We start from the raw sequence: 18197 nt of genomic DNA, 5'->3' as shown, positions 1-18197 counted from the left end.
CTGTCAGAAGTAATAAGCATCAGCATGCTTTATGGCGACGATCACTATTCAGGACAATTTGTCGTTTTACGTTTCATATTGAAACAAAAATGCCGAAGTTTTTGTTTCAATATGAAACGGATTGATTTTTGTTGAGCACGCTTTTTCTCTGTTTAAGATGAATTCATACCCTACATAAAAATATAAATGGAATGAGATAGAACGATGAAAAAGTTAATTAACCACGTTGATGATGTTGTATTGCAGCAAATGGAAGGCCTGGCATTGTCCCGCCCTGAGCTAAAAGCGAACTACGAGCCTCGTTACATGTGGCACGAGGAAACGCCGGGGCAAGTGGCACTGGTTTCTGGTGGTGGCTGTGGTCATGAACCTTTGCACGCTGGTTTTATTGGTAAAGGCATGCTGACAGGCGCCTGTCCTGGTGAGGTATTTACTTCACCTACACCTGATCAAATGTACGAATGTGGCAACCAAGTGAATACTGGTGAAGGCGTGCTATTTATCATTAAAAACTACACCGGAGACGTATTGAACTTTGAAACGGCCGTGGAGCTCCTTCATACCGATGGTATCAAAGTTGGGTCGGTGTTGGTGGATGACGATGTTGCAGTCAAAGACAGCCTATACACCGCTGGTCGCCGTGGCGTTGCTGGAACGGTATTGGTTGAAAAGTTAGTTGGGGCTGCCGCGAACAAAGGTTATTCGCTGGAGCAATGTGAAGCACTGGCTCGTCGCGTGAATAATCACTGTCGTTCATTTGGTGTGGCACTTAATGCTTGTGTTGTACCAGCGGCGGGTAAACCATCTTTTGTTCTGGAAGATGATGAAGTTGAGTTTGGTGTTGGTATCCATGGTGAACCAGGTATCAAGCGAGTGAAATACACCGATGTCGATACGTTAGTGGATGAAATGTTTGCTGAAGTTGCTGAAAACACGCCTTATCAGCGCACATTGCGTATTTGGAATCGTGACGAAGGTGAATGGGATGAAGTGGAATCCAGCATTGAGCCTTTCGCCGCTGAACACGACTACATCGTGATGGTGAATGGTATGGGTGGTACGCCAACTTCAGAGCTTTACGGAGTGTACCGCCGTCTGGCTCATAACTGCGAGCAAGCAGGGTTCCGTATCGTACGTAATATGGTTGGCAACTTCTGTACGTCACTTGATATGGAAGGCGTTTCGATTACGTTGCTGAAGGCAGACAAAGAGATGTTGGAGCTGTTTGATGCTCCTGTCGATACGGCCGCGATCAAGTGGTAACAGGGGGAGCAAACATGCAAATTGAAAAACAACATATCGTTCACTGGCTAGAGTTATGTGCAAAAACGTATCAAGAGAATCAAGATTTTCTGACCGACCTTGATCGTGATATTGGTGACGCCGACCACGGTCTCAATATGAACCGTGGCTTTAAAAAAGTTGCTGAAAAACTGCCGCAATTTGCGGACCAAAATATCGGCAGCATTCTCAAGAATACGGGCATGACCTTGCTTTCTAGTGTCGGTGGGGCAAGTGGCCCGCTGTATGGCACGCTGTTTATTCGCACGGCTGCCGCTGTCGGAACCCGAGAGCAACTAACGTTTGAAGAGTTGGTGGATGCACTAAAAAGCGGTGTGGATGGCGTGGTGTCTCGTGGTAAAGCGGAACTGGGTGATAAAACCATGTGTGATGTTTGGTTACCCGTTTTAGTTAGCGTGAAGGCGTCGTTAGAAAATGGCATGAGCGCCGATCACTTACTGAATGAAATGGTTGAACTAGCAGAAACGAGCGCGGTTGCCACGATTGAAATGTTGGCGAAAAAAGGGCGAGCAAGCTATCTGGGGGAACGTAGTATTGGTCACCAAGATCCCGGTGCAACCTCTTCTTTGTTAATGATTAAAGTACTACAGCAGGCAATAGCAGGTAATTAAGATGGTGGGAATTGTAGTTGTATCTCATAGTCGTCGACTTGCAGAAGGGGTGGCAGAACTTGCCACCCAAATGACGCAAGGCAAAGCCAAGCTTGCGATTGCTGCTGGGATTGATGATCCAGAGAACCCGATCGGAACCGATGCCATTGCCGTGATGGAAGCGATTGAGCAGGTACAAGATCAACAAGGGGTTGTTGTGTTGATGGATCTTGGCAGCGCGTTGCTTAGCACGGAAATGGCTCTGGATCTGGTTGATGATCATGTGAGGGAAAATGTCACCCTTATCTCGGCCCCTATTGTTGAAGGGACCATGGCGGCGTCGGTGGCTGCTGCTGCCGGACTACCTTTATCGACGGTAGTCGAAGAGGCACAGAATGCGTTAAGCGTAAAACAAGAGCACCTTGGTGATCAGCCACTAACATCCGCTGAGATAGCGCCAGTATCAGAGAACTTTGAGCAAGAACGGACATTTGATTGGGTGGTGCAAAATCCGCATGGATTACATGCTCGTCCCGCTGCGGCCATTGTTGGTGCACTCGCGCCTTTTGACTGCCAATTATGGTTGAAAAAAGGCGAGCGCCGTGTGAACGCAAAAAGCTTAAACAGCATTGCGAAACTTGGCGTTTGTAGCCAAGAGACGATCACGCTGTGCGCACTTGGACCTCAATCCAGTGAAGCAATCAAGGCATTTGAAGCCTTAGCTAGTGAGCACTTCGGAGAAAAAGAGGCGGTTGAGCAAGGCATTATCGAATCTGAAGAGAGCACGGATACTTTGCTCGATGACATGGTCCCAAATCAGATTGAAGGTGCTGTTGTTGGTATTCGAGTCAATGACGGTATCGCTACTGCTCCTGCTGTCCTTTTTACTCATGAAATGCCAGCAGTGCCTGAACGTGATTTCCAAAGTGAACAAGATGAAATTGAACGGGTTAAGCGTGCGATAGGCGTGGTTGTTCAACATTTGCAGGAGCAAGCGAAGCAGCCGAAAGGGGAAATATTTTCCGCTCATAGCATGATGCTCAGTGACCCAGAATTATGGGCATCGGTCGAGTCGCGAATTCAAACGGGCATGATAGCCGAGCAAGCTTGGGTAGAATCACTGCAAACGTTGGCCAAAGAGTTTCGCCAGGCAGAAAGTCAGTACATGCGGGAACGCGAAGCAGATGTGCATGATATAGCACGCCAAGTTATGGTCGAAATGACAGGCGTAACGCCTAATGCCATCGACATTCAGGAACCGAGTATTTTGTTGGCCCGTGACCTTATGCCTTCTGATGCGGCCGGGCTTGATAAATCTAAAGTGCTTGGTATCTGTTTGAGTGAAGGAGGAAAAACCTCTCACAGTGCGATTCTTGCTCGTGCGATGGGGATTCCTGCCATCGTTAAAGCTCAGGGTTGCCTTGATGCTGTGCGTGCTGGGCAAGTGGTGACTATTGATGGCTTTCGAGGGCATTTATGGTTCTCTCCTTCAGATGCAATACAACAGGAATTAGAAGCGCAACAAATTGAGTGGCAAAGCACCCGACAAAGTGCACTAGCGAGTGCTCAGCAAGCCGCAGTCACCTGTGATGGTGTCCATATTCCAGTATTCGCCAATATTGGTGGACCGAAAGATATTGATGATGCACTAACATCAGGAGCTGAGGGCGTTGGTCTATTCCGGACTGAGTTTCTATTTCAAAACAGTGATGAGTTGCCGACTGAGGAAGTGCAATACCAAGTGTATCGTGATATTGCTGCCGCACTTGGTGATAAGCCACTTACGATTCGTAGTCTAGATGTTGGCGGTGACAAGCCTTTAGCCGCTTATCCTATGCCAGCAGAAGATAATCCATTTTTAGGTTTGAGAGGGGTGCGGTTGTGCCTTCAACATGAGTCATTGTTTACCGCTCAACTTCGAGCCATTCTGAGAGCCTTTCACGAGCAACCGAATATTCAATTGATGATACCGATGGTGGCTCAGGTTGAAGAAGTGAGAAAAGTAAAAGCGCTGTTGGCGCATCAAGCAAACCAACTCGGCTTGGATGCGACTCATTTGCCCGTTGGTATTATGATTGAGGTGCCAGCCGCGGTATTAAATGCTGATGCGTTAGCCCAAGAAGTCGACTTTTTCTCTATCGGCACCAATGATTTGACTCAATATGTTATGGCCGCCGATCGAGGTAACGCCGCCGTTGCTGAATTGGTGAACTACTTTGAACCATCGGTACTAAAAGCCATTGAGCTCACGTGTGCAGCAGGCGATCGCGCGGGCATACCGGTTAGTATGTGTGGTGAGATGGCTGGCGATCCAAATGCCACAGAAACATTGCTTCGCGTGGGGTTGCGAAAATTCAGCGCCAGTTCAAGTATGCTCCCGGGACTAAAAGCGCAGATTCGTCAGTTGTCTGTCGATGTTTAATCGATACCTTATCGTTAGTACATCTGTACCGGCGTGCTTACGCCGGTTTTACTTTTGTTATAGGAACGCCAATTCACGACTTAATACAGTTTCATTTGCTCCTGCAGCCCAAACTTATTAATTTTTCTCCATAAGGTCGTGCGGCCAATTTGCAATGCTTTCGCCATATCATGCATTTTGCCATCACACTGATTCCAAGCCTGAACAATAGCTCTTCTCTCGGCTTCTTCTAACGTGATTACTGGCGTATTTTCTGCGGTATGGCGAGAATTCAGTTTAATGTCTTCAGGAATATCGTTCAGCTTGATTAAGTTGGAACTGCGGTTAAGCAAAATTCGCTCAGTTCGATTTCTTAATTCAGAGTTGTTGCCTGACCAACGAAAATTCATCAACGCTTCCAGTGCGACTGGCTCTATCGAGATCGTCACATTGTGGCGGCGTTCATAATGGCTGATAAGTTGCTGGACGAGAAATTCAATGTCTTCTTTACGCTTTCGTAGTGGTGGAATATGCAGCTCGTTCGATGAGATTTCATAATAAAGTTGCCGACCAAATGAGCGCTGAGTGACATACTCGCTGATCTCTGAAGAGGTGCTGGTAATAAGTTGAAAATCTACGGGGATCAATCGCAAACTGTCGCTGCGGCTGACGAGCCCAGTTTTTAACAACTTAAGTAGCACGGCTTGTAAATCGGGCGACAGATATTCCACCTTTTCTAAAAAGAGCGTACCGCCATGGGCGAGCTCAAACTTTGAAGGCATGCCTTGCCCTTCGTCGTATCCCAAGGTTTCTTTGACCAGTTGCTCTGTATTGATGGAGCGGCAGTTGAGCGTAATGAATGGTCCTTCTTTGTAGGCGCTTTCGTTATGAATCGCCATGGCGAGAGTGGCTTTTCCTACGCCTTCTTCACCTGTAATTAGAATCGGTGATTTTGACTTTATGGCCCGTTTTGCCACGGTAATGACATGCTTCATTTTTCGTGAAATGACGGGCAAAGTGCTGAACGTATAGCGCGCACTGCCACCTATTTGTTGTTGAGCAAGTTCGCGAATTTTATCGATAGGGTGCAAGAACAATAAGTGTGTGCCGTCGTTGAGTGGACGCAAGGTGATGATCGCTTCAACAAACTCGCCACGAACCTCTACCGTTGTGAGTTTACGGTTTATGCTCGCACCTGACTCAATACTAGTAAGGACATTCGGTGGGAAGCGTAAAACAGAAAAGACTTCTTTATCCAAGACCTGACTGGCTTCAATGTTTAACAAACGCTCGGACTGGTGATTTACCATGGTGATGCGATTTTCTTCATCCCACGCTAGAAGGCCGTCATCCATGCACTCTAACGTTGCGTTATGCGCACAAGTGAGGCGGTTCATGTTCTCTTGTTCCGACTGAATGTGGATTTGCAAGCTGACTTCTTTCGCGCTCGACGCGATGATGACTAAGTCTTCTTTCTTATAGCTTTCCGCTTTTCTGAAAAGGCATGTTGTACCGCGTAATTTGCCAAATTGGTCAAAAACAGGCGCCGCTACAGAGGCATAAGAGTGCAAGTGGCGATTGAAATGTTCGGCAGCAAAAACTTCACACGGGATATGAGTGTTGATACAGAGATTGACTGCATTTGTGCCTATCTTTCCTTCGGAGAGAAAACAGCCTTGTTTTATGCCGAGCGTTTGCATCTCTTGTCGCATAGAGTCGTGCCCGACGGTGGAGAGAATACAGCCGTTGCCATCGGTTACCATCAATACCAGGTCTTCGTCACCAAGCATATCGTACGTATCTTCAAGTACGGTCGTGGCGCATTCGATGAGATGTTCGTTGCGCTTCATTAGAGATGAGAAGGTAAATCCAGAGGCAATATGTGGTTTTGACCAGGTGTAAGGGCTGCATTGCTTTATGCAACGCTCCCACGACTCGAGGACGGGAGTGCGGGAAAATTCTGGAGATACCCAGTGGTGTTTCTGGAAAAACTCCCACTTAGTTTTAGTGTCTTCGATTGAAAGCATGCGATACCGTTTCAATACTAGCGATAGATTGGTCTGATGTTACAGAGACATCGGAATATGGACTGTGATGGCTTTCACGCACGTTGTATAGAAGAATGTGCAAAAAGAGGGGCGAGTTGAGGAGGCTTCCTTGCCAGTTTTTCGATTAAAAAGGGCTGTCTTTGCCGAGCTCATTGCAAATCTCGACAATGGCAAGTGAGAGCCCTGACTTAATGATTTGTTGTTGACGTTGCAGTTGTAGCTGATAAAACTCAAGGTCGATGTCGTCATCTGGTTCGCTGACTTCCAGTTGTACCATGCCCATTTTCTTCACCAAGTGCAGTTTCTTAATTGGTTCTAGAATATTCGGGTCAGTGAATTCGTAATCTGAAGCGTCACTATTGAGTTGGTTTTTGAGTTTGATGATGTCTTCGATGTCGTGGTAAATGTCATCGGGGAGCACTCCCAAGCCAAACAATAACTTCAAACGAACAGACAGATCGCCCAGTGGTCCAGAGTCTTGTAGCAGCGGACCGACAACCGATTGAACAGCGAAGTTATCTTTACGAAAGATTCTTTGCACCAACCCGTCGATCGAATCGTTAAAAACGTCGACTGCTGCAATGAAAAAGCCTCGTACCGATGGTGCGCTGTTTAATCGCTCAATGATCTCGGTTTCGTTGATGTTATCTGCCATATACTGAATACATTTCTAATTATTAGCTATCCCAACTCTTCAAGCAGAGAAGGACATAGAAGGGGAGCCGAGCTCCCCTAGGTAAATCAAAGTTGGTTGTAAAGTGTCTCGATTTGAGCCACTTCATCGCTGTCTTCTGCAAGACCTGTGTATGTCGCTAGCGTCTTCTTCACTCCCACTTCTTTTAATGAGTTTTGTAGCTCTACGGCTTGTGGGTCAGTGTCGTTAGTGTACTTCAACGCAGCGGCAATGCCTTTCAAAAGTGTTTGATTTTCAGTGCCATACTCAATTGTACCGAGTAAAGGCTTCACTAATCTATCGTTTGCACCTAATTTACGAATTGGTTGACGACCTACGCGATCAACCTCATCCACTAAGTATGGGTTGGCAAAGCGTCCTAGAATCTTCTCGATGTAAGCATTGTGCATGTCACGGTCGAAGCCGTAACGTTTGATCAACACCTCACCACTCTCTTGCATCGCCTGTTTTACTTCAGCATGAATACTTGGGTCTTCAATCGCTTCACGAATTGTACGATGGCCTTTCAAGCAACCTAGGTAAGCGGTAATGCAGTGGCCTGTATTGAGAGTGAATAGCTTGCGTTCTACGAATGCCATTAGGTTGTTGGTTCTTTCCATGCCAGCTATGTCAGGGATTTCGCCCTTGAATTGCTGCTCATCCACAATCCATTCGCTAAAGCTCTCTACCGTCACTTCTAGTGGGTCATCGTTCGCTGCTTCTGCTGGTGGCACGATGCGGTCTACCGCTGAATCGACAAAGCCAACCAATTCGTCTGCTTTCGCGTGCAATGATTCATCCAAGTGTTTGTACACTTCACCTTTTAGGTGTGTGGTGCCACGAACCATGTTTTCACACGCGATGATGTTCAATGGCTTATCGTTACCTGCTGCAAAGCGCTTAGCTATGCCGGTAGCGATGGTTTTTGCAATGATGTCCAGTACGTTAGGGCCAACCGCTGTTGTGACCAAGTCGGTTTTTACAATGCGGTCAATGACATCTTCACTGGCTGAGTTTACCGCGGTGACGTGAGTTACTGTGTCGATTTGGCACTCAGTACCGACCACTTTTACTTTGTATTCTTGCTTGTGACTCAGTTGATCGACGAGTGGTGCGTCTACATCTGCAAATGTGACCTCGACTTCTGCATCTGCTAATAGTTTACCGATGAAGCCACGACCAATGTTACCTGCGCCAAAATGAACTGCGTTTTTCATAATTCTTACCTACCAATGTCTAAAATGTTGACTTACGAAACTAGGGGGAGGCCAACCGCATAGGGGGTGACAGCTGACCTCATTTGCCTCAGGAGCAAATTAAAGGGGTAATTAAGCCGCTTGTTGACAGCCAAGGATGTTCAGAATCTCTTCCACATCGTTGGTACTGGTTAGCTTCTCAATTGCCTCCGGCTCATCGAGCGCGTTCGTAATGGTGGTAATCACCTGGATGTGCTCATCGTTCTTAGCGGCAATGCCGATAACCAGTTTCGCTACATCATCGTCGTCTTCAGTAAATTGGATACCCGATGGGTATTGGCAGATTACAATGCCGGTTTTCTTCACGCGGTCTTTCGCTTCTACCGTGCCGTGAGGCACTGCGATAGATTCGCCTAGGTAAGTTGGAACCAATGCTTCACGCTCAAACATCGCGTCTACGTATTCTGGTTCTGCGTAGCCAAGTTCGACCAACTTGTTGCCCGCGAAGCGAATCGCTTCTTCTTTGTTGGCAGCTTTCAAACCTAGGTGAATGTTTTCACGCTGGATTTGGAACACCGACGTTTGCTGTGGCTCGAAGTTGTCGTCGTTTGCTGCCACGAGCGAAACTTTTACCATTTGGTCGTCATTGGCTGCGGATTGGTTTTGCGCTGCTAGTAGTTTGGTGACTAGCTGGTTGTACATCTCGCTGTCTAGGAAGTTAGTCAATGAAATGTGGTGTGCGTTTGGAGCATGCTTACGTGCACGATCCGTTAAGTCTTTATGAGTAATCACGATATCTGCACTCTCTGGTAAGCTGTTAATGGCAAGGTTGGTTACGTGGATGTTCAGACCTGCGTCTTGAACCTTTTTGCGTAGCATGCTCGCGCCCATTGCACTCGAGCCCATGCCCGCATCACAAGCGACAATGATGCTTTGTACTGTCGCTAGGTCTACGTCACCTTTGCTTTGGCTGTTTACCACCGCATCGTTTTTAGATGCAGATTTCATGTCTTTCATTTGTGATGTTGCTTTCTCTAGTGCTGCTTCATCACCGTCTTCTTCTGTTGACGTTTGTGTCTTCATTAGCAGTGCTGCTACGGCGAATGACACGCCTGTTGCCGCTGCTATAGACGCCAGAACACCAACGATTGAGCCTTTCTGAGTCATCAACAAGATTGCAAAGATTGAACCTGGTGATGCTGGAGAAACGATACCTGCGTTAAAGATAGTTAGTACGAATACGCCAGTCATACCACCTGCGATAGCCGCAAGGATTAGGCGAGGGTTCATTAGGATGTATGGGAAGTAAATCTCGTGGATACCGCCGAAGAAGTGGATGATTGATGCACCACCTGCCGTTTGACGAGCCGTACCTTTACCAAACACCATGTAAGCTAGCAGGATACCAAGACCAGGACCTGGGTTTGCTTCGATTAGGAAGAAGATCGATTGACCTGTTTCAGACGCTTGCTGGATACCCAGTGGAGAGAAAATACCGTGGTTGATCGCATTGTTTAGGAAAAGGATCTTCGCAGGCTCAACGAAGATTGAAGTCAGTGGTAGTAGGTGAGCAGAAACTAGGAAGTTAACGCCTGCCGCCAAGCCACCAGAAAGAATTTTTACGAATGGACCGATAAAGATGAAAGCAAGGATCGCACATAGCATGCCGATGATGCCCGCAGAGAAGTTGTTAACCAACATCTCGAAGCCACTTTTTACTTTACCATCGATGTAGTTATCGAATTTCTTGATAGCCCAGCCGCCCATTGGGCCGACCATCATTGCGCCCATAAACATTGGGATGTCTGTGCCTACAATCACACCCATTGTTGTGATTGCACCGACTACCGCACCACGATCGCCACCAACTAATTTACCACCGGTGTAACCGATAAGTAGTGGCAGCAAGTAGGTAATCATTGGGCCAACCATAGAGGCTAATGTTTCGTTTGGTAGCCATCCCGTTGGGATAAATAGAGCAGTGATAAAGCCCCACGCGATAAACGCGCCGATGTTTGGCATTACCATGTTTGACAGAAAACGACCAAAATTTTGTATCTTGATCTTGGCATCTGGTGATATCATAACAATTCCCCGTTCGATGTTCTGATGAATCTTGTTGTAGTAAACGGTTCGCCAAAACCGTTTGTTTGATTGCTTAGTACCCAATCAATTTACCACACATTTTCCAATTGGAACTGACAACGGGTTTTTCGTGATCTACGCCCGCATTTCTTAGGCTGAGAAACGGTTTTTAAGTGACCAAGTTCAACTTATTAACTTGTAACTTAATAACAAAAAGCCACTTTTAAATCTGTCAATAAAAATCTTAGTGATCAATCCGATCTTCTGACAAATTTAAAATCAAAATACTTTGTGACTTTGATCACTTTTGATTTTTTTTGAAATTCGAATTAAATACTTGTAATGATCAATGTCACGTTTTGTGTTGAGTTGTGGTGGATTTAAAGTGTGACCTGGATCTGTTTTTGTTTTTTGTGAAAGTTTGTGACGGAATTGGTGAGATAAATGCTATCTAGATCTTTCGATAGATTGTATCTATAAGAGTCTTTTCGGCGCACTTCACGGAGCACGCCTAATTAGTTGATGAAAGGGTAAATAAAGAGAGTCGCCACACGGTTCTTCTTGTGATTCCCAACTCTCTACTTAATCACTGTTCTTAATCATCGTTGCTATTAGTATGATAGACGAGGTAGTCATGAGCTTGCTCGCGTCCCATATACCTTGCCAACGTCTTTTCTTGAACATCGCGCAAATCCACCATAATCAATCCATCTAGAGCGTTATTGAATGCAGGGTCGACGTTGAAGCATACCAGCTTGCCATTGAGGCTTAAGTACTGACGCAGCAAAACGGGCACTCCTTTCCCTTCATCGATTCTGGCAATGACACGTGACAATAGCTGTAAATCACCCAGAGCAGTGAGCATGCTGGTGTTCCAGTCACGGTGGTGCTCAGGAAGTGGGTTAGAAGGCGTGACGTACTCTGCGCAGTTGTTATCGTAGTGGTGAAGCGTCATTGATTGAGCCAGCAGTTGGCGTGCAGTATCGCTATAGTCGTTGCTAATACTTACCGGACCAAATAGGTGAGTGTAATCTGGGTTTTGATGCACGAAGGTTGCGATGCCTTTCCACAGCAGCAATAGCGCGCTCATGCTCTTTTGATATTGCTGTGCAATCACTGAGCGCCCCATTTCGATGGATTTACCCATTTGGTCGATAAAGCGTTGGTCATAGTTAAACAACGTTCGTGAATACAGACCTGCTACGCCGTGCTTTTCAATCAGTTGATCAACTAGACCTAAGCGATACGCGCCCACCAAGCATTGGTTTTCTCTGTCCCACACAAACAGATGCAGGTAATCATGATCGAAATGGTCAATGTCTATTGCTAGTCCCGTCCCTTCGCCAACCTGTCGAAAATTGAGCTCACGTAGGCGACCAATTTCATGCAGTAGGGAAGGGATATTCTGCGACTCCGTGCAGTAGACATCGAACTCACCACTTGTTAGCAGCTTGGACTCTTTTGGTAAGTTGTTCAGCTCTTCAAGCAATTCGCCTACGGGTAACCCTGCCGCTATTGGAGAGAGCAGTTCTGATGAAGAAGAAGGCTTAACTGATTGGGTTTCACGATTGAGCAAGTAAGTGTTGAGCCGCAAATAGTTCACCACTTGATCATCGTTAAGTGTGTTGAGCTCTTTGAATTTAATCGCTTGGCCAAAAGACAAGTTGATGGTTTGTGCATGTTTGTTTAGCAACTCTCGACCAAGCAGTAGGGTGCGCAAAAGTGGATGGATTTTCCCTGCCATATAGAAGCGTTTCGAGTTCTGACCACTGATGAATACTGGAACTGTCGTTGCTTTGTTTTTGCGGATTAGGCTACTTACGCTTCGACTCCACGCTTTATCTTCCAAGCGTTGCTGTTTGGCATCGACTAACTGGGAAACCTCACCGGCAGGAAAGACAAGCAATAAGCCGCCACTTGCTAGGTGTTTATTAGCCGCTCTGAGGGCCTTCATATTCGATTTGACGGCGTCTTTGCCTTCAAACACATCGACACCAATGAAGAGCTGATCTAACTCCGGCACGGTTTTCAGGTATTGATTGGCTAGAATTTGGATATCGTCTCGTACCATCAACAAGAGTTCGGCCAAGATGACGCCTTCCACACAACCAAGCGGATGGTTCGCCACAATGACGGTAGCACCTTGTTTAGGAACTGAATCGAGTGAACCATGAGCAATGCGATAGTCGATACCTAAGATATCCAGCGTGAAGCGGAGAAAAGTTTTGGTATCGGCATTAACGGGGCGTTGGGCGTAGAACTTATCAAGTTGGTTTAAACCGGTTGCCCATTCAGCAACGTTTTCACCAATGCCAAACGGCGTTTTACGAGGGAGACGAAAAGGGGTTGAACTATCCATATTTACCTCAGCGTACAAGTTGCTGATTGGATAGTAGAAATTACAGATGACAGTTCAGAGGCAAAAGCATGAGCCTTTGGTGACAAACTAATGAAGCTTTATTGACTAAAGAAAACGGTATATCACTGTGCTATGAATCAAAACTCGCGTTATGTCTCCCTCTTAAAACAAGAGATAGGCTATCTTATTTAGAACAAAGATTAAGCTAAGTTGATATTTATCAGGGGGAAGTAATGGAACGAGTTTCCAATAAAGCAGCACTTTGGATTGGGCTAAGTTTGATACTTGGTCTTGGCATCCTTGGCTATTTTATGCAGCAGACGGCGGTGAAATACCGAGCCTATGAAAGAGTCGTGACAGTAAAAGGTTTGTCGGAGCGTGAGTATCCTGCTGATACGGTGATTTGGCCGATTCAATTTACTCTAGCGAGTAATGATATGGGGGCCATGTTTGATGAAATTGACCAGCAAACCCGTTTGATTTTGGACTTTCTAAGTGCCAAAGGGCTTCCTGAAACCAGCGTTTCCCTTTCTTCCCCAGCGGTCATTGACAGAAAAGCACAGCAATATGGGAGCGAGCAAGACATTGAGTATCGTTATTTGGCCTCGCGAACCGTTACGGTTTACAGCCAGAGTGTTGATGTTGTTCGAGCGGCAATCAATGAAATAGGTGAGCTAGGAAAACAAGGTGTTTTGCTTAACCAAGATCCTTATGCAAATCGTGTTGAGTACAGCTTTACTAAGCTGAATGATGTGAAGCCAGACATGATCGAAGAAGCGACTAAGAATGCGCGTGAAGTGGCTGAGAAATTTGCGAAAGACTCACAAAGTTCACTGGGTAAGATCAAACGTGCAACTCAAGGGCAGTTCTCGATTTATGACCGAGACAGCAACACGCCTTACATTAAGAAAGTACGAGTGGTATCGACGGTGCAATATTACCTTTCTGACTAAGTAAAAAGCCGCTCAGTACGAGCGGCTTTTTTAATGTGGTGACTTAAAGAATTGGATTAATGTCCTGAGTTGTCAGCTCTGCCTCGACAACATCAACTGGCGTGTAATGCTGGTAAATCAAGAAACCGTCTTCTGAAGTTTCATGAGCGTCTGGAGTATCAATATACGCAGTACATGTGTAGCCAATGCTGTAAGTACCCGGGCCGATGTAACCAAACTCGTAGCTGTAGGTTGTATTACCTTCTTCGTCTTGCGATTCATTCACGTTAGCTACCGCAACTGGCGCGTTGAGTGGATCTGCCGCACCCATATCGCCCATGGTTAAGCGATCCATTGAACCTGCATATAGGTAAACAGAGTGAACGGCAGGAACGTCATTTATTGCATTTGATGCGGCACTGTCTGCTTCACACGCTTGATACTGAATTTCACTGACTTCACCACTAATATGACCTGATTCTGATGCGTTTACTAAGCTTACCGCATTAGAGTTCATGTTCATGTAATCTTTGCCTGTTGGATCCGCCAGACCTTTGCGTAAGTCAAACTCGACAACATAGCTATTATGACCAGTATGAACTTTTACATACTGACCTTTTTGAGAAAACTTTAAGCGACCTTGATCGCTCGTATCTGGTTTAAAACCAAAACAGCTGCCTCGGCTAGGTACAACTAAGCCTTTGATGTTGCCGTCTGTCTTCTCTACGTATGACAGTGTTGTATCGTTTAATTGTTTGCCGTCTTTAGCGTACACACACATAGCATAATCACCAGGAGCGATGTCCTGTTCGTGAATGATCGTTTTAGCGTTGCTTCCCTGATATTCCATTAGATCAACTTGGTGTAGTGCTCCATTGTCACTAGCATCTAACAGAATGTGTTCTCCAGTTTGCTCGCCAGTTTCAGGGTCAAATGGTACAAGGACAACATCTTGAAACGCTAAAACGACTTTGTTGGCATCGTCGACAGGAGCATCGGAAACGCTGAGAGAAAAAGTGGCTGCTTCTGTATCGGATGAAGAGTCGTCGCTACCGCAGCCCGTCAATAAAAGACCACCTGAGATAGCAAGTAAAGGATAGGTATATTTTTTCATTATGACCTCTTGTTTACACTGCTGATAAATGTAAAAGGCTAGTCTCAAAGTCGAGAAATGATGTCATTGTATTGTGATAGAGAGGTCAATCTTCAATGGTGCTATATACAAGTCCTTTTTTATAAAACTAAGTTCTTAACTGTGATGAGGGGAGTTTGATGATAGTCAAGCTGGCTTCTTTCTTATGAGCGTAAGTTAGTATGACTTATTGCTAGAAGGAATTAGTATCATGGCATACAAGCACTTTATTAGAGAACTACTGGGTTTAGCGATTGTTGTCTCTGTCGTCTTTGGCGTATTAGGCGTGATGTTAGAGCTCTTTGCACTGACGGCACTTTTGGAGCATCAGCAAACGATAGCCGATGTTTTCTTCCATGAATCTCTCTACTTCATCGTATTTTTAATCCCACCATACTTCCTCTGGAAGTTGATTAACCGTCCTGAATTGGTTTCTGCTGACCAAGCTTATTTGGCAATGAAGTTAGAGGCTGAAAGTCGACAATGAGTCGATTTAGTGAGTAATGAAAAGAAGAGGCTATGAGAAAACATTAGCCTCTTTTCTATCTGATTCGTGGGGCAAAGTATTCGCTGCTTTATTGATTAAAAAGCTGCTTCGATTGTGCCTTTGAAAGTGCGATCGAGATAATCACGAATCGCTTGAGATTGATAAATAGAAACGAACTTTTTATACGCTTCATTATTTTTGTCTGCGTCACGAGTGGCGATGACCATGACTGCTAATGGGGCGTCTTTTGCTTCAAGATAGATACTTTGTTTCTTCGGATCTAAACCAGAAGACATTACGTAGTTCATTGTAATCGCAGCCGCGTCCACATCATCTAATGTTCTTGGTAGCTGAGCGGCATCTACCTCGACAAATTCAAATGATTTTGCGTTTTTTGTGATATCAGTTAGGGCGGCTTTATGGCCAACACCCTGTTTCAGCTCAATTAAACCTGCATCGGCGAGTAGCAACAGACCACGACCACCGTTGGTAGGGTCATTTGGAAGCGCTATACGTGCATTGTTTGGAAGCTCTTGCAGTGAGCGATACTTATTGGAATAAAGCCCCATACGCATAAGAATGGACTGACCAATTGATACTAATTGGGCGTTATGGCTACTGTTGAAGTTGTCTAAAAATGGCTGGTGCTGATAGCTATTAATATCGATGCTACCATCGCTAAGAGCGGCATTAGGTGTCACGTAGTCAGAAAACTCAATGACTTCGACATTCAAACCTTGCTTCGCTGCCTCCTTCGCTACCGCCTCGACTACTTGTGCATGTGGTCCAACTGTCGCGCCCACTTTAATGACAGAGTCATCTTTTTCTCCACAAGCGCTTAAGCCGACTACTGCCGTGAGAATCAAAGCTAGTTTCTTTAAGTGACCAATACTTTTCATTGTAGCTCCATTTTTTATTTTAGACGTCCATACGTTTATATGTCCATCCTATCAGAAGTTGTCTGAGGGTCAATGGTTTAAATCACGAGCGGACATTTTGTTTCATTGCTACATATAGAAAGCCAGATAATAGTTAAAGAAAAGGGGAAGAGGAAAAGCTATTACGAGGTTAGTGACGAGTTACCGCAACTGCACCCAAAGATATAAGATACAAAAAAAGCGTAGTAGGTATTAACCTGCTACGCCTTTCGGAATATGGTGGCCCCTCGCAGACTTGAACTGCGGACCAATCGATTATGAGTTAGCCACTAACACAGGAAGTCTAGGAAAACCGAGGTAAGTTTAGTGCAATTTAAAATAGCATAAAGCAATTACTAAACAGCAGTTTAGCGTAGTTTAGATAAATTAGTCAAAACTAGCGACTGTACCGCTATTGTACCTATAGTTAAGAAAGTTTAACCTTTTACCGGAAAAGGTTCTCGTAAACCCAAAGCTCCAGAATCTCACTATCATGAATCAGGTGAATATGAATCCTCTCCAACTGATTGGTTAGCAAAGTCAGCCACTTTAACTTCATAATCGACATAGCAGTCTAGCTGGTGAGGCTCCACTTGATTTGAGGTTGGCAACTCGTAATTTATTACTTCACCTTGGCTATTCTTACGATCTTTTTTGTAGATAAAGAATTCTGCGTACCTATTTGGTGAGACGCCCTCAAAGTTCTTCAGTACTAGTTTATCTTTATTTGGGCTATCTACTTGGCAGATTGCGTCACTGTGTAAATCGAGGGCTAAGCTTTTTTCATACGGCTCGATGTAAACGACACTTGTAATCCCCGCTGCTACGATATGTCTAGCACAATTGTGACAAGGAAATGTTGTGCAGTATAGAGTTTTACCTGCAGTACTTGCTCCACTACTGCGAGCTAGAGAGACGATTGCATCCATTTCAGCGTGTATTGCTCTGGAGTATTCAATAAGTGATTTTGCTTTTGAATTGTTGAAGATAATGTCAGCTACTCTTTCGGGCTCAGAAATTCCCTCATTAAGAAGAATCTGTTTTATCTGCTCTTTCAGTTGTAACTTGTGTTTATCGTTTTGACATCCTAGTTGATTGTAACAGCGCAGATCTTTCTTGCTTTCGTTATCGTAGAGGCCTCCCCCAAACTGAGGGACATCATTGCAGCCAGTCGCAATTATTTTTCCTTTATCATCCATGATTGCTGCACCCACTTGCCTAGATAAACAGGCTGAAGCGAGAGATGCTGATTGTGCAGAGTAAATCCCCTTTTCATCTCTAGTTGGAGTATGATTACCGACCCCATGAATTAGATTGATGAATCTCTTTATAGACGAGCTTAGCTCCGTAGTATCATCGAGGTTTCTGATAAAGTAGTCTGACATCTGAATAGCTTTCTCCACATGTTGACCAAACTTGTCATTACTATTCCTATCCCTCTCTATAAGCTTTATAGCTTCTGCACTATCTGTAATGCCTTCATCCTTGAGGTTTTGCTCTCGTTGCTCTTTAGTTCTTAAAAGGCCGATTAAGTAGAAGTTTTTTCTATAGACTTCTTGGAATAGAGCAACTTCATCATGATGTTTTACCTGATCAATGACATATGCTACTTTTTTAGTGACTTTTACAGCGTTACCGCTATTACTTCCATCACCAAAAATTGAGTTTCTGATTAGATGGATTCGGCGAATTCCGATTTCAGCAACTGTGGTATTTGAATGATCCTTTCGAAGCTTATCTCCGAGATTTTGTAGAGTATCGTAGCGCTTAAATCCACGTAAGCTGAGTATGGACTCTGGATCTGGTTGTGTAGCTGCAATTAGATCACTTAGCCTAATGTGTTCTACGTGGTAGTTAGCGGACTTGAGCTCAGTAATTACTACGTTTTTGAGTCGTTTAATTCCTGCACCAACAGCACCACATAGGCCTATAACAAGCTCCTGTGAGTGTCTAGAACGTATAGCTTCAAGAGAGTTTTTGTAGCTGCTAGTAGTAGCGGCCGAAGGGGATAAACTCGTAACAGTTTGTTCTGGCATCATAAGTCCCTATAGATTGCGCATATAGGGTCATATTAT

13 protein-coding genes are annotated in these 18197 nt (G+C 45.1%); 5 read left to right on the top strand and 8 right to left on the bottom strand.

Translation table 11 applies throughout. The features are described 5' to 3' along the window. Positions 1-204: 204 nt before the first annotated feature. Genes dhaK through ptsP form a run of 3 tightly spaced genes read left to right on the top strand, consistent with a single transcriptional unit; the run spans position 205 to position 4314 of the window. Positions 205-1263 carry a dihydroxyacetone kinase subunit DhaK gene (gene dhaK, locus R7D93_RS13900; RefSeq protein ID WP_213970544.1) on the top strand — a complete coding sequence of 353 codons (1059 nt, stop codon included), beginning with the start codon at positions 205-207 and terminating at the stop codon, positions 1261-1263. Between the two features lie 14 nt (positions 1264-1277). After that, the gene (gene dhaL / locus R7D93_RS13895) at positions 1278-1913 is read left to right on the top strand and encodes a dihydroxyacetone kinase subunit DhaL (RefSeq protein ID WP_213903651.1); all 636 of its coding nucleotides are present in this window, start codon (positions 1278-1280) and stop codon (positions 1911-1913) included. A gap of 1 nt (position 1914) precedes the next feature. After that, positions 1915-4314, top strand: a complete 2400-nt coding sequence (gene ptsP / locus R7D93_RS13890) for a phosphoenolpyruvate--protein phosphotransferase (protein ID WP_225496776.1) — start codon at positions 1915-1917, stop codon at positions 4312-4314. An 80-nt stretch (positions 4315-4394) separates the two neighbouring features. Here the strand turns inward: ptsP and dhaR are convergent, their stop codons facing one another. From dhaR to R7D93_RS13865, 5 genes are all read right to left on the bottom strand, one after another. After that, the gene (dhaR, locus tag R7D93_RS13885) at positions 4395-6320 is read right to left on the bottom strand and encodes a dihydroxyacetone kinase operon transcriptional regulator DhaR (protein ID WP_167415666.1); all 1926 of its coding nucleotides are present in this window, start codon (positions 6318-6320) and stop codon (positions 4395-4397) included. Positions 6321-6465: 145 nt separating this feature from the next. After that, entirely contained in the window at positions 6466-6996 is a 531-nt protein-coding gene (locus R7D93_RS13880; RefSeq protein ID WP_005379708.1) for an MltR family transcriptional regulator, read from the bottom strand. Positions 6997-7082: 86 nt separating this feature from the next. Beyond that, on the bottom strand, positions 7083-8231 hold the full coding sequence (locus R7D93_RS13875) for a mannitol-1-phosphate 5-dehydrogenase (RefSeq protein WP_005379709.1): 1149 nt from the start codon (positions 8229-8231) through the stop codon (positions 7083-7085). Between the two features lie 111 nt (positions 8232-8342). Next, the gene (locus R7D93_RS13870; protein ID WP_167415667.1) at positions 8343-10295 is read right to left on the bottom strand and encodes a PTS mannitol transporter subunit IICBA; all 1953 of its coding nucleotides are present in this window, start codon (positions 10293-10295) and stop codon (positions 8343-8345) included. Between the two features lie 595 nt (positions 10296-10890). Further along, positions 10891-12654 carry a lysophospholipid acyltransferase family protein gene (locus R7D93_RS13865; RefSeq protein ID WP_213970542.1) on the bottom strand — a complete coding sequence of 588 codons (1764 nt, stop codon included), beginning with the start codon at positions 12652-12654 and terminating at the stop codon, positions 10891-10893. Between the two features lie 233 nt (positions 12655-12887). Here R7D93_RS13865 and R7D93_RS13860 point away from each other — a divergent pair, with 233 nt between their 5' ends. Further along, on the top strand, positions 12888-13607 hold the full coding sequence (locus tag R7D93_RS13860) for an SIMPL domain-containing protein (protein ID WP_005379714.1): 720 nt from the start codon (positions 12888-12890) through the stop codon (positions 13605-13607). A 43-nt stretch (positions 13608-13650) separates the two neighbouring features. Here the strand turns inward: R7D93_RS13860 and R7D93_RS13855 are convergent, their stop codons facing one another. Then, entirely contained in the window at positions 13651-14700 is a 1050-nt protein-coding gene (locus R7D93_RS13855) for a DUF4382 domain-containing protein (RefSeq protein ID WP_213970541.1), read from the bottom strand. Between the two features lie 229 nt (positions 14701-14929). On the opposite strand from R7D93_RS13855, the gene R7D93_RS13850 reads away from it, so the two are divergent. After that, positions 14930-15205: a D-fructose-6-phosphate amidotransferase gene (locus tag R7D93_RS13850; RefSeq protein ID WP_213970540.1), complete on the top strand. Its 276-nt coding sequence runs from the start codon at positions 14930-14932 to the stop codon at positions 15203-15205. Between the two features lie 95 nt (positions 15206-15300). On the opposite strand, the gene R7D93_RS13845 is transcribed toward R7D93_RS13850, so the two are convergent. Beyond that, positions 15301-16104 carry a MetQ/NlpA family ABC transporter substrate-binding protein gene (locus R7D93_RS13845; RefSeq protein WP_017633488.1) on the bottom strand — a complete coding sequence of 268 codons (804 nt, stop codon included), beginning with the start codon at positions 16102-16104 and terminating at the stop codon, positions 15301-15303. A gap of 509 nt (positions 16105-16613) precedes the next feature. Then, positions 16614-18161 (bottom strand): anti-phage dCTP deaminase, encoded by a 1548-nt coding sequence (locus R7D93_RS13840; RefSeq protein ID WP_225496800.1) that lies wholly within the window; start codon positions 18159-18161, stop codon positions 16614-16616. Positions 18162-18197: the final 36 nt, after the last annotated feature.

This window comes from Vibrio sp. YT-15 (assembly GCF_033337445.1).
GTDB classification, from domain to species: domain Bacteria; phylum Pseudomonadota; class Gammaproteobacteria; order Enterobacterales; family Vibrionaceae; genus Vibrio; species Vibrio alginolyticus.
This window is presented reverse-complemented; position numbering and strand designations above follow the sequence as displayed.

Coding starts and splice junctions, on each gene's coding strand:
- dhaK (WP_213970544.1), top strand. CDS start 205: ATGAAAAAGTTAATTAACCACGTTGATGATGTTGTATTGCAGCAAATG.
- dhaL (WP_213903651.1), top strand. CDS start 1,278: ATGCAAATTGAAAAACAACATATCGTTCACTGGCTAGAGTTATGTGCA.
- ptsP (WP_225496776.1), top strand. CDS start 1,915: ATGGTGGGAATTGTAGTTGTATCTCATAGTCGTCGACTTGCAGAAGGG.
- dhaR (WP_167415666.1), bottom strand. CDS start 6,320: ATGCTTTCAATCGAAGACACTAAAACTAAGTGGGAGTTTTTCCAGAAA.
- R7D93_RS13880 (WP_005379708.1), bottom strand. CDS start 6,996: ATGGCAGATAACATCAACGAAACCGAGATCATTGAGCGATTAAACAGC.
- R7D93_RS13875 (WP_005379709.1), bottom strand. CDS start 8,231: ATGAAAAACGCAGTTCATTTTGGCGCAGGTAACATTGGTCGTGGCTTC.
- R7D93_RS13870 (WP_167415667.1), bottom strand. CDS start 10,295: ATGATATCACCAGATGCCAAGATCAAGATACAAAATTTTGGTCGTTTT.
- R7D93_RS13865 (WP_213970542.1), bottom strand. CDS start 12,654: ATGGATAGTTCAACCCCTTTTCGTCTCCCTCGTAAAACGCCGTTTGGC.
- R7D93_RS13860 (WP_005379714.1), top strand. CDS start 12,888: ATGGAACGAGTTTCCAATAAAGCAGCACTTTGGATTGGGCTAAGTTTG.
- R7D93_RS13855 (WP_213970541.1), bottom strand. CDS start 14,700: ATGAAAAAATATACCTATCCTTTACTTGCTATCTCAGGTGGTCTTTTA.
- R7D93_RS13850 (WP_213970540.1), top strand. CDS start 14,930: ATGGCATACAAGCACTTTATTAGAGAACTACTGGGTTTAGCGATTGTT.
- R7D93_RS13845 (WP_017633488.1), bottom strand. CDS start 16,104: ATGAAAAGTATTGGTCACTTAAAGAAACTAGCTTTGATTCTCACGGCA.
- R7D93_RS13840 (WP_225496800.1), bottom strand. CDS start 18,161: ATGATGCCAGAACAAACTGTTACGAGTTTATCCCCTTCGGCCGCTACT.